Origin of the sequence: Rosenbergiella collisarenosi (assembly GCF_018494085.1) — a bacterium.
In the GTDB taxonomy this organism is placed as follows: domain Bacteria; phylum Pseudomonadota; class Gammaproteobacteria; order Enterobacterales; family Enterobacteriaceae; genus Rosenbergiella; species Rosenbergiella collisarenosi.
This window is the reverse complement of the sequence record NZ_JABBFP010000003.1, coordinates 341042-353489: the sequence shown is the minus strand read 5'-3', so window position 1 is coordinate 353489 and position 12448 is coordinate 341042. Positions and strand designations below refer to the sequence as shown.

Annotated in this window: 11 protein-coding genes; 10 read left to right on the top strand and 1 reads right to left on the bottom strand. The window is 52.5% G+C overall.

Annotation, left to right across the window (positions count from 1 at the left end):
• The first annotated feature begins 38 nt into the window (after positions 1-38).
• The 7 genes from hinT (at position 39) to HGT70_RS07425 (ending at position 5532) form a co-directional block, all read left to right on the top strand.
• The gene (gene hinT / locus HGT70_RS07455; RefSeq protein WP_071429597.1) at positions 39-392 is read left to right on the top strand and encodes a purine nucleoside phosphoramidase; all 354 of its coding nucleotides are present in this window, start codon (positions 39-41) and stop codon (positions 390-392) included.
• A gap of 14 nt (positions 393-406) precedes the next feature.
• On the top strand, positions 407-772 hold the full coding sequence (locus HGT70_RS07450; protein WP_071429599.1) for a YcfL family putative periplasmic lipoprotein: 366 nt from the start codon (positions 407-409) through the stop codon (positions 770-772).
• 10 nt (positions 773-782) lie between these two features.
• On the top strand, positions 783-1406 hold the full coding sequence (gene lpoB, locus HGT70_RS07445) for a penicillin-binding protein activator LpoB (protein ID WP_071429601.1): 624 nt from the start codon (positions 783-785) through the stop codon (positions 1404-1406).
• On the top strand, positions 1387-2163 hold the full coding sequence (locus tag HGT70_RS07440; RefSeq protein ID WP_157725266.1) for a phosphotransferase: 777 nt from the start codon (positions 1387-1389) through the stop codon (positions 2161-2163). The genes lpoB and HGT70_RS07440 overlap by 20 nt, the downstream gene beginning before the upstream one ends.
• Before the next feature lie 46 nt (positions 2164-2209).
• Positions 2210-3232 (top strand): beta-N-acetylhexosaminidase, encoded by a 1023-nt coding sequence (gene nagZ / locus HGT70_RS07435; protein WP_214195509.1) that lies wholly within the window; start codon positions 2210-2212, stop codon positions 3230-3232.
• 230 nt (positions 3233-3462) lie between these two features.
• Positions 3463-4767 carry an NAD(P)/FAD-dependent oxidoreductase gene (locus tag HGT70_RS07430; protein ID WP_214195454.1) on the top strand — a complete coding sequence of 435 codons (1305 nt, stop codon included), beginning with the start codon at positions 3463-3465 and terminating at the stop codon, positions 4765-4767.
• A gap of 213 nt (positions 4768-4980) precedes the next feature.
• Complete coding sequence (locus HGT70_RS07425) at positions 4981-5532, top strand: glycine zipper 2TM domain-containing protein (RefSeq protein ID WP_071429607.1); 552 nt, start codon at positions 4981-4983, stop codon at positions 5530-5532.
• A 42-nt stretch (positions 5533-5574) separates the two neighbouring features.
• Here HGT70_RS07425 and mfd read toward each other — a convergent pair whose 3' ends face one another.
• Positions 5575-9030: a transcription-repair coupling factor gene (mfd, locus tag HGT70_RS07420; RefSeq protein ID WP_214195453.1), complete on the bottom strand. Its 3456-nt coding sequence runs from the start codon at positions 9028-9030 to the stop codon at positions 5575-5577.
• A 271-nt stretch (positions 9031-9301) separates the two neighbouring features.
• Between mfd and lolC the strand changes: the two genes are divergently transcribed.
• Genes lolC through lolE form a run of 3 tightly spaced genes read left to right on the top strand, consistent with a single transcriptional unit; the run spans position 9302 to position 12442 of the window.
• Positions 9302-10501 (top strand): lipoprotein-releasing ABC transporter permease subunit LolC, encoded by a 1200-nt coding sequence (gene lolC / locus HGT70_RS07415; RefSeq protein WP_214195452.1) that lies wholly within the window; start codon positions 9302-9304, stop codon positions 10499-10501.
• Complete coding sequence (lolD, locus tag HGT70_RS07410; protein WP_214195451.1) at positions 10494-11198, top strand: lipoprotein-releasing ABC transporter ATP-binding protein LolD; 705 nt, start codon at positions 10494-10496, stop codon at positions 11196-11198. The genes lolC and lolD overlap by 8 nt, the downstream gene beginning before the upstream one ends.
• Positions 11198-12442 (top strand): lipoprotein-releasing ABC transporter permease subunit LolE, encoded by a 1245-nt coding sequence (gene lolE, locus HGT70_RS07405; protein WP_214195450.1) that lies wholly within the window; start codon positions 11198-11200, stop codon positions 12440-12442. Before lolD ends, lolE begins: the two co-directional genes overlap by 1 nt.
• Positions 12443-12448: the final 6 nt, after the last annotated feature.

The window sequence follows — 12448 nt, the reverse complement described above, 5'->3', positions numbered from 1 at the left end:
CCCAACGATGGCGAGCTGACAAAAAGGATTGGAATGACATGGCAGAAGAGACGATTTTCAGCAAGATAATTCGTGATGAGATCCCGGCGCAGAAACTTTACCAAGACGACTTAGTCACTGCGTTCCGTGATATCTCCCCGCAGGCCCCAAGCCATATTTTAATTATTCCTAATGTCCTGATCCCGACCATGAATGATGTTACGGACGAACACGAGCGCGCGCTGGGTAGGATGATGACGGTTGCAGCAAAATTAGCTAAGCAGGAAGGGATTGCCGAAGACGGATATCGCTTGATTATTAACTGCAATCAACATGGTGGACAAGAAGTCTACCATATCCATATGCACCTTTTAGGTGGGAAACTGCTGGGTCCGATGTTGACGCGTCAATGAGAGGAACGTCGCCAATGCGCTTGTTATGTGTGACCGTTTTCGCGGCACTCGCCATCGTGGGCTGTAGTAGTCAGCCGCAGATGATCACGATTTCTCAACCCTTAGTGATGGGGTCTGAAGTGCTATCAGCGGGCATTACTGCCGATGCGCCGATCATCAATAGTGAACAAGCTCCCGCGGCGACGACACGGGTCTACAATGACCGTGACGTTCCGGTAACTATCCATTATCAGTACTTTTGGTATGACCAGCAAGGCTTGGATATTCCTCACGGCGCGCAACAACAGCTGATGCGGGTACCGGCACATAGTTCTAGCGAATTACTCTCTTCTTCTGGCAGCGTGAATGCTCGTCAGGTTCGTATCTATATTTCTCTGTGAGGACGTTACCGTGACTAAATACTTAAAATATAGCAGCTCACTCTTATTCGCTTGTTTATTGAGTGGTTGTGTCATCAACCAATCTCAGAAACCGGCGCCGGTTGAACCGGGCAATGGCTCGACGACACCGCCACTGACTACACAGCCTGGCCAGAAAACGCCAGAGATACACAACCCGCCGCCGGTGACCCAGCCGCAGCCTGTCCCCGAGGCACCAAAGCTCACGTCAATCGATTGGCCTGCCACGGTGCAACCGTTAGTGAGCAAAATGGTTCACGCCCAAGGCATTACTTCAGGTAGCGTGTTACTCGTTGATCGCATCAAAAACAGCACTAATGGCTCGATCCAAACCGATAATGCGAATTCGGCGCTGACACAGGCACTTTCTGGGTCGTCATTTAACCTAGTCACCGCCGCTCAACTTGCCCAAGCGAAGCAGACCTTAGGGATCTCGCCTAACGACAGCCTAAATTCGCGCGGGAAAGCGATTGGTTTGGCGCGTAATCTTAACGCGCAATACGTTCTCTACACCACAACGCGCGGCGATATCAAAGCGGCACGCGTGCAAATGCAATTAATGCTAGTCAACACTGGCGAGATTATCTGGACGGGTAGTGGCAAAGCCAGCTATTAATAACGATTGGTCACTATTGCCAGGGCTATCTGGCAATAGTTGGCGCCCTCGCACACAGCAGGATGAGATCCATCGTCTTACCCCCCTACAGCCTCTCCCTTTCGTTAACCGCCAGCGAGAGTACCGCATTCTTCGAAAACTGCGTGGTGCCCGGCTGGGAAGTAAAGCGAAAGGCTTCGCTGCGGGGGAGTTACGGGTAGAATGGACGCAAGGTCGCACCCTCGCGCCCAGCGATTTTTCACCGGAAAATACTGAGCTCATTGCCTTACTGATTCGGCTACATCAACACCCCTTGTTGGGCTACCGCTTGCCGTTGGTAACATTATTACAGCGCTATTGGCAGTTATGTCGGCAGCGACATCCGCGCTGGCTCAGCGAATTGCAACGCTTACAACGCCGAGGTGAACCGCACCCCTTACGGTTAGTCCCGTTACATATGGACCTACATCCCGGTAACGTGATTACCACCGAGACGGGATTAGTCCTAATCGATTGGGAGTATAGCGCGGATGGTGATATTGCACTTGAGTTAGCGACGCTGTGTCTACAAGATGCTGATCAGGCCACTGCGTGGATTACGGCATATGCGCAAGCCTTTTCGCTCGATACTGAAACGTTACGAATACAGGTTAAGCGTTGGCAGCCTTGGCTGCGCCTTCTACAGGCTAGCTGGTATCAACTTAAGGCAGAACAGACGCAGCAGCCGCTGATGAAACAACTGGCCACCCAGAGCTGGCAAAACCTTTTATCTTCATGAACTGAGTACGATAGGACACTACATGAACGCTACCCCAGGGCCACTAATGCTGGATGTCGAGCAGTATGAGCTCGACGCGGAAGAACGCGAACTCTTACAGCATCCACTGACCGGTGGAGTTATTTTATTTGCGCGCAACTACCACGACCCCGAGCAGCTCGCTCATCTGGTTAAACAAATCCGTCAAGCCTCGCACACGCGTTTAGTGGTGGCTGTCGATCAAGAGGGGGGTCGTGTTCAGCGTTTTCGTGACGCCTTTACTCAACTCCCGGCCATGCAATCCTTTCTCGCACTCAGCGATACTCTCGACGATGCGCTGACGGTTGCCCGTGAAACCGGCTGGCAGATGGCGAGTGAGATGACGGCGATGGATATCGATTTAAGTTTCGCGCCGGTTCTCGATCTTGGTCATATTAGTTTAGCGATTGGTGATCGCGCGTTTAGCGAGTCGAAAGAGCAAGTTCTCCCTGTCGCCGCCGCTTTTATGGAAGGGATGCACAGTGCGGGAATGAAGACAACGGGTAAGCATTTCCCCGGACACGGCGCAGTGGTTGCGGATTCGCATAAAGAGACGCCGATCGATTTACGTGAGGCCAGTGAGATCCGTCAACACGATATGGCGATTTTCCGCCATTTCATCGAACAGCAACAGCTGGATGCGATGATGCCCGCGCACGTTATTTATCCTACCATCGATGATCGCCCTGCGAGTGGCTCGGCATACTGGCTGAAAGAAGTCTTGCGCCAAGAACTTGGCTTTAAAGGCGTCATCTTCTCCGACGATCTGCATATGGAGGGTGCGGCCGTGATGGGCAGTTACCCGGAGCGTGCGCGGCAATCGCTGAATGCTGGCTGTGACGCCATACTGGTCTGTAACCATCGTCCCGGCGTGATCAGTATTCTGGATGAGTTACCGATCACTCGTGCAGCCGGGTTAGAAGGGCTATACCACCGAGGGCAATTTTCTTGGGCGACCCGCCATAACCATACGCGCTGGGTCGCGAACCATCGTAACCTCGCCACCTATCAACAGCGTTGGTTAGAAGCTAAACAACATCTCGCGCGCTAACCCCTGCTAAGAGGAGCTTTTGCTCCTCTTCATCCCCGCTTTTTTATCCTACCAATCAACTTAATTTATGCATCTGTGCCAATCAACTTGATTCAGATCAAATTTATTACGCTGAATAATCTGAGCGTGCTATGCTGAAATCAGTGAACGATTTTACTTTATAACCCTATGTTAATTAAGTTTATTCTTAACATTAATTTAACTAGGAAAGGTTAATCTTTGGGGGTCAAGTGACTACGACAAAACAAAAAATTGTAATTGTAGGCGGCGGTGCGGGCGGTCTAGAACTTGCCACGCAATTAGGTAATAAACTTGGACGTCGGGGACAAGCAGACATTACGTTGATTGATCGTAATCCGACGCATCTCTGGAAGCCGCTGTTACACGAAATTGCTACAGGCTCGATGGATGAAGGGATCGATGCCCTGAGTTATCTTGCCCATGCTCACCACCATGACTTTCAATTTCAGCTGGGTAGCCTCGTCAATATCGACCGCGAGACGAAACACCTGGAACTGGCCCCTATTCACGATGCACAAGGCAATCTGCTGGTTGACGCCCGTAACGTGCCTTACGATACGTTGGTGATGGCGCTGGGGAGTACCTCTAATGACTTCGGCACCGAGGGCGTAAAAGACCACTGTATCTACCTCGATAATCCGCAACAAGCGCATCGCTTTCGTAACGAAATGCTTAACCAGTTTCTTAAGCACTCCTCCGCCCAGCAAAATGATAAACCCGTCAATATTGCCATTGTCGGGGGGGGCGCGACAGGGGTAGAGCTTTCTGCCGAGTTGTACAATGCGGTTAAACAACTGAATAGTTACGGCTATAAGACACTCGGTCGTGAAGCTCTCAACGTTACCTTAGTGGAAGCAGGAGAGCGTATCCTGCCTGCGTTACCGACGCGCATCTCCGCCGCCGCGCATCAAGAGCTGACAAAATTAGGTGTGCAAGTGAAAACCGGCACTATGGTTACCCGCGCACAGCGTGATGGACTCAACACCAAGCAGGGCGATTTCATTGCCGCAGATTTAATGGTTTGGGCGGCTGGGATCAAGGCGCCTGATTTTATGAAAGAGATTGCCGGATTAGAGACCAACCGTATTAACCAACTCGTCGTACAGCCTACGTTACAAACGACGCGAGACGAAAATATCTATGCGATTGGCGACTGTGCAAGCTGCGCCTTACCGGAAGGCGGATTTGTCCCTCCGCGCGCGCAGTCTGCGCACCAGATGGCCTCACAAGTCATGAAAAATATCTCAGCGGCGCGTAAAGGTAAGCCACAGACGGCTTATAAGTATAAAGATCATGGCTCATTGGTCTCCCTATCGCGCTTTAGTACCGTGGGTAGCTTGATGGGCAACCTTATGCATGGGTCAATGATGGTGGAAGGGCGCATTGCGCGTATGGTCTATCTGTCACTTTACCGCATGCATCAGGTGGCGTTACACGGGTACCTCCGCACCGGTTTGATGATGCTCTCAGGCAGTATCAACAAGGTGATCCGTCCTAAACTAAAGCTCCACTAAGCCACTCGGCCGCCGCTTGGCGGCCTTAATCATCGCTGTTCCCCTGATTAGACCGATAAAATAGCGAATCGCTGCTTTAGAGAGTCACATATTCTATTTTCTCCATTATTCCGATAGCTGGTAGTGAAATGTTTTGGCAGACTGCTCTCAACTTGGCAGGGCATCGTGCTGCCAGCCTGTAGCCATCAATCAGAATAAATTGCAGGAGATAAGATGAATAAATCATTAATTGCGGGAGTTGGGATTGGCGCATTAGCCGCCTTAGGGGTTGCTGCGGTCGCCGGTAGCCATTTTGCGCAACAGACGCCTCAGTTTGCTGAGGTAATCGCCGTTCAGCCGCAAACCGAAACGATTAAAACGCCCCATGAGGTGTGCCGTAATGTCAACGTCGTTCATCGTCGAGCGGTACAAGATGAAAACCGTCTTACCGGTTCTGTGCTAGGGGCAGTGGCAGGCGGGGTGCTAGGTCATCAGTTTGGGGGTGGGCATGGACGCGATATTGCGACAGTAGCCGGGGCATTGGCGGGGGGGTATGCCGGTAATCAGGCACAGCAGAGCTTACAAAATAGCGATACCTATCAAACCTCACATCAACGCTGTAGCACGCGTTATACGCAAGAATCGCGTATTAAAAACTATAATGTTACTTATAAAGTCGGCAAGAAAGAGGGAACGATTGTCATGGATCACAAGCCTGGCTCAGTGATCCCGCTCGATGACGATGGCAACTTAAAGCTCAATGAACCGACCGTACAAAAAAGTTGATTAAGAGGGCGCCTTCTCGCAATAGAAGGCACCCTTAACAGATTAGTGAGCAGGGACGCGCTGGTTATCCATCTGCGCAAGTAGCTCAACCAACCACTCTATGCGTTGTTGTCGTTCACTTAAGTCTCGGACGAAGCGTAATTTGACCGGGCCTTCAAGTTTCCACTGCATTGGGTCTTGCTGTAATAAGCCAATGAGCCAGCCGGGGTCGACCTGATTTTGCTCGGCAAACTCGATATATCCGCCTTTCTCACCCGCTTCAATCTTAGTAATGCCCAATGATTCTGCTTGCAGACGGATCTCTGTCTGCGTTAGCAGATTGCGCGTAGCATCGGGAAGTAGGCCAAAGCGGTCAATCATCTCAACCTTGATATCGTTGAGTTCCGCACTTTCGTTGGCGCTGGCAATACGCTTATACAGCGAGAGACGGGTATTGATATCTGAGATAAAGTCATCCGGGATCAGTGCGGGCAGACGCAGCTCAACGTCGGTGTGGCGTTGAGAAAGATCCTCGAGTGACGGCTCTTTCCCCGCTTTGAGCGACTCAACGGCATTTTCCAGTAATTCCATATACAGGGTAAAGCCCAAGGTCTCCATCTGACCACTTTGGTCGTCGCCGAGTAACTCACCTGCGCCGCGGATCTCAAGGTCGTGAGTGGCGAGGGCGAAACCAGCACCTAAATCTTCCAACGAGGCGATGGCCTCCAAACGCTTACGCGCGTCGGCCGTCATCGCTTTCGGATGTGGGGTAAGTAACCACGCATAGGCTTGGTGATGCGAGCGGCCGACCCGGCCACGGAGCTGGTGCAGCTGCGCGAGGCCGAAATGATCCGCGCGCTCGATGATAATCGTATTCGCGGTAGGAATATCGATCCCCGTTTCGATGATGGTGGTACAGACTAAGACATTGAAACGCTGGTGATGGAAGTCGTTCATTACTTTTTCCAGTTCACGCTCGCGCATCTGACCATGACCGATACCAATGCGCGCTTCGGGCACAAGCTCTGCCAACTTCTCAGCTGCCTTATTGATATTCTCTACGTCGTTGAACAGATAGTAAACTTGTCCCCCCCGTAATACCTCACGCAAGATCGCCTCGCGCACGACGAGTGCGTCATACTCGCGCACAAAGGTTTTCACGGCCAAACGACGCGCCGGAGGTGTGGCGATAATCGAGAGATCGCGCATGCCACTCATCGCCATATTAAGCGTACGTGGGATTGGGGTAGCGGTAAGCGTTAGGATATCGACATCGGCACGCATCGCTTTGATACGTTCTTTATGGCGGACACCAAAACGGTGCTCCTCATCGACGATGAGTAATCCGAGATCGGCCCATTGCAGGTCGCTCATTAATAGTTTATGCGTGCCGATGAGGATATCCACCTTACCGTCGGCGGCCTCTTGCAATATCTGGCTCTGCTCTTTGGCGCTCCGAAACCGAGATAGCATCTCTACGCGCACCGGCCAGTCGGCGAAGCGGTCGCGAAAATTATCGTAGTGTTGCTGCGCTAGAAGGGTGGTAGGAACCAATACGGCGACTTGTTTGTTATTTTCCACCGCGAGAAAGGCGGCGCGCATCGCGACTTCCGTTTTACCGAAGCCCACGTCACCACAGACTAAGCGATCCATCGCCAGTGGCTGACACATGTCGCTAAGGACAGCGTTGATGGCTTGGTTCTGGTCGTGGGTCGTTTCATAAGGGAAGGAGGCGCAGAATTGCTGATAATGCTCGCGATTCTGAGTAAACGTAAAGCCAGTCTTCGCGGCTCGTTGCGCATAGATATCCAATAATTCAGCCGCTACATCACGAACTTTTTCAGCCGCTTTCTGCCGCGCGCGATTCCACGCATCGCTGCCTAGTTTATGCAGCGGCGCATTATCGTCGGCCCCTCCTGCATAACGGCTAATCAGATGTAACGAGGAGATCGGAATATAGAGTTTGGCGTCGTTCGCGTAGTTAAGCACCAGATATTCGGCCGTCACGCCGCCGGTTTCTAGCGTCGTCATACCAACGTAACGGCCTACGCCGTGATCGAGGTGCACTACCGGTTGCCCGGGATGCAACTCAGCGAGGTTACGAATTAATACATCGGGGTTAATCGTACGTCGCGTATCTTGCCGACGGCGCACGACGCGCTCGCCCAATAAATCGTTCTCACAGATCACAATCAATTGCTGTTTATCGGCGATGAAGCCTTTCTCAGCCGCGCCGACCATCAAGTAGGCGCCCGGTGCCTGAGCCTGTGAGAAGTCGCTGATCGCTGAAGGGCGTAGCTTGATCCGTGCCAGCATCTCTTGCAGACGTTCACGTCGCCCTTGGCTTTCAACAGAGAAGACGGTGCGATAGGCCGGATGGGCATCGAGTAGCTTGCGTAACGGTTCGAGCGGGTTATGCAGCGCATCGGGCTGATGCAGCGACGGTAGTGTCTGATATCCAAGGTTAGTGTTCGCAGCTTTCTTCGCTAACTTATCGCAATGCAGCTGGATACGCGGCCACTGTTTCAGTTCGGCATGTAAGGTATCTGGCGCGAGCCATAATTCATTCGGCGCTAGCAACGGTCGCATCGGGTCGACGCGGCGATTGTCATAGCGGCTAGCCGTATCTTGCCAAAAACGTTCGCTACTCGCCGAAAGATCTCCGGTATTCACCAGTAGGGTCTGCGCCGGGAAGTAGCTGAATAGGGGGGAGAGCGGCTCGTCGAAGAAGAGTGGCTGCCAATACTCGATCCCCGCCGGTAAAGTCCCCCGAGAGACTTGCTGGTAAACGTGCTCGGCTTCACGCAGGACGTCGAATTTTTCGCGCCACTGAGTCCGAAAACGTTCAATCGAGGCTTTATCGGTCGGGAACTCATGAGCAGGTAGTAGGCTAATAGCCTCGACCTCATGCAGCGTACGCTGCGTGTCCGCGTCGAAGGAGCGTAGCGTATCGATTTCGTCGTCGAGAAAGTCAAGACGATACGGGGCGTCGCTCCCCATCGGGAACAGGTCGAGTAATGCACCGCGCGTGGCATACTCGCCATGCACCATTACCTGTTCGACATGGCGGTAGCCAGCTTGGTCGAGTTGGCGAATCAGCGTATCCCGCGACAGCTTATCGCCGCGCTTCATCACAAGTGCATGGCCATGAAGGAAACTATGCGGACAGACCCGTTGCATAAGGGTGTTGACAGGCAAAATGAGGAGGCCCTTTTCCATCAACGGCAGCTGATAGAGCATCGATAAGCGGCTCGAAATGATGTCTTGATGCGGCGAGAAGTTATCGTAAGGCAGGGTTTCCCAGTCTGGGAGCGTGTTGACACTCAACGTGGTGAACTGGGCTACCTCACTTGTGAGCTGTAACGCATTTTGCATATCACTGGCAATTAATACGACGAGGCCATCGTGTTGCTCTGCAATCCGTGCCGCTTCGATGGCAAAAGCCGAGCCAACCAATTCGCCTAACTGCCGATTATCACCTGCCTTGGTAGGCAGTGAATATTGCTGGTTATCCGTCATAAACTTACATTGTCTCTTATTAATGATGCATTAACGTTTCTGCTCTACGGGCTGACCACGACTCATCAACGTTTTCACTTCCTTTAAAGTAGCACTCCGTACCGCGAAGCGGTATTCGCTTTACTACGTTGAGGGGTGCGTTTGCCTTCTTTTTGTACAACTAATCGATTTTCCGACTGTTTACCGCAGTGGGATACCCGGTAAAGGTTTCATAAACGCCGCGGCTCTATTATCATCCTCTGTATATTTATTACCGTCCGGGATGGACTACATGTATCAACCTGTCGCTTTATTTATTGGCTTACGCTACATGCGTGGGCGCGCTACTGATCGATTCGGGCGGTTTATCTCTTGGCTCTCGGCAATTGGTATTACCCTCGGCGTACTGGCCTTGGTCACGGTATTATCGGTGATGAACGGCTTCGAGCGCGAGTTAGAAGGGAATATCTTAGGGCTTATGCCGCAAGCCGTCGTTTCACAGCCTGCGGGGAATATCGATCCGCAACGCTTTCCCGCGTCGTCGCTGAAACTCCCAGGCGTCAACCGTGTTGCACCGTTAACCACTGCCGATGTCGTCTTGCAGAGCGCCCATAACGTCTCGGTCGGGGTCATGCTTGGTTTAGCACCGGGGGAACAGGATCCGCTACTGCCTTTTATCGAACAAGGTCCTCCTCATATCCCGGCTGCGGGCAGTTATCAGGTGATCCTCGGGGCACAACTCGCCAACCAACTCGGTGTTCAGGTGGGTGATAAACTTCGTCTGATGGTGCCCTCTGTAAGCCAATTTACGCCGATGGGGCGGATGCCGAGCCAGCGTCTATTTACCGTGGCCGGTATCTATGCGGCAAACAGTGAGGTGGATAGCTACCAGATCCTCGTCAATCAACAAGATGCCTCACGCGTTATGCTGTATCCGGCCGGCCATATAACCGGTTGGCGGCTATGGCTCGATCACCCTCTCGCCGTCGATGAGATCGACCAGCAGTCGCTTCCCGCGCAGTCAGTCTGGAAGGATTGGCGCGAGCGTAAGGGCGATCTCTTTCAAGCGGTGAGAATGGAAAAGAATATGATGGGGCTGCTACTGAGTCTTATCGTGGCCGTGGCGGCGTTTAATATCATTACGTCGTTAGGGTTATTGATTATGGAAAAGCAGGGTGAAGTCGCCATCTTACAGACGCAGGGACTGACTCGTCGTCAGGTCATGACGGTGTTTATGGTCCAGGGTGCCAGCGCAGGGATCATCGGGTCACTCTGTGGCGCGCTATTAGGGTGTTTACTCGCTAGCCAACTCAACCATTTACTGCCGGTCATCGGCTTATTACTTGATGGGGCAGCGCTGCCCGTTGATATCCACGTCGGTCAAGTTGTTATTATTACGCTGAGTGCGATGCTGTTGGCACTGCTGGCGACTCTTTATCCTTCGTGGCGTGCCGCCACTGTCCAACCCGCTGAGGCTTTACGTTATGAATAAATCTCCTTTGTTACAGTGCGCTGAGTTATGCAAAACGTATCGTGAAGGCGCGGTGAGTACTGAAGTGCTTAAGCAGGTGAGCTTTAGTATTGCAGAACGCGAGTTGGTGTCGATTATCGGTAGCTCTGGATCCGGCAAGAGTACGCTCTTGCACCTTCTGGGTGGATTAGATCAACCGACCTCGGGTGAGGTGCTATTTAAAGGGCAATCCCTCAACACGTTAAGTGCCTCTGCGAAGGCCGACCTGCGTAACCAACAGCTAGGATTTATTTATCAGTTTCACCATCTGCTGCCGGATTTTACTGCCCTAGAAAATGTAGCGATGCCGCTGCTAATTGGCGGATGCTCACCGCAAGAGGCGACACAGTGCGCGGACGAGATGCTAAAAGCTGTGGGCTTGAGCCCTCGCGGTAAACATCGACCTTCGGAATTATCAGGGGGAGAGCGTCAGCGTGTTGCCATCGCCCGCGCCTTGGTGAATAGACCGAGTTTAGTGATGGCCGATGAACCGACCGGTAATCTTGATGCACGTAATGCCGATGCTATTTTTGCCCTGCTCGGCGAATTGAACGAGAGTCAAGGTACGGCTTTCCTCGTCGTCACCCATGACTTAGCCCTCGCGAAGCGGCTGGATCGTCAAATGGAGATGCGCGATGGCGTGTTGCATGCACATCCGATGTTACAGGGAGTGAGTTGATGCGCGGCTCACTCTCTTTCCTGCTTGCCCTTCGCTTTAGTCGAGGGCGTCGACGGGGAGGCATGGTCTCTCTGATTTCGGTCCTGTCTACGGCAGGGATCGCCCTTGGGGTTGCCGTATTGATCATTGGCTTGAGTGCGATGAACGGTTTCGAACGCGAGCTGAATAAGCGTATCTTGGATGTTGTTCCTCACGGCGAAATCATCCCCGTACACCAACCCTTTCAGCAGTGGCAGTCGCTACTCGGCCCCATTGAACAGGTGCAAGGCGTCGCCGCGGCCGCGCCGTTCATCACGTTTACTGGCCTGATCGAAAGCGCACAGAAACTCCAGGCCATTCAGGTCAAGGGGGTCGATCCGCAGCAAGAAACACGGTTAAGTAGCCTGCCACAGTTTGTCCAGAACAATGCGTGGTCGCAGTTTAGCGCGGGGAAACAGCAGATTATCATCGGCGGCGGGATCGCGAAAAGCTTGGGGCTGAAAACCGGGGATTGGCTAACGGTATTGATTCCGAATAACGACGAACAAAATAAGTTATTACAGCCTAAGCGTATTCGTCTGCAAGTCAGCGGTATTTTACAGTTAAGCGGCATGCTCGACCACAGCCTCGCCTTAGTTCCGCTGGCTGATGCCCAACAGTACCTCGATATGGGCCGCTCGGTGACCGGTATCGCATTAAAGATGCGTGATCCCTTCCAGGCACCAGCAGTGGTTCGTGCGGCGGGAGAGGCGACACACAGCTACGTCTATATTCGTAACTGGACCGCAGACTTTGGTTATATGTATCGCGATATTCAGATGATCCGTGCCATCATGTATCTCGCCATGATCCTGGTGATTGGGGTGGCGTGTTTTAACATCGTCTCGACCCTCGTGATGGCGGTAAAGGATAAAAGCAGCGATATTGCCGTGCTACGTACGTTAGGCGCGAAAGATAGGCTGATTCGTGCCATATTTATCTGGTACGGTCTGTTAGCGGGGATTACGGGTAGTCTAGTCGGTGTGGTATTAGGGGTATTGGGTGCCTTGAACCTGACTCGACTCATTAAGGGCATCGAATCGATGACCGGGCACCACTTTCTTTCCGGGGATATCTATTTTATCGACTTCCTGCCTTCGGCACTGCACTGGGAAGATGTGTTGATCGTGTTAGTGTGTGCGTTGGTATTAAGCCTACTGGCTAGCTGGTACCCCGCTCGTCGCGCAAGCCGTATTGACCCGGCACGAGTCTTAAGTGGCCAATAATTTTCC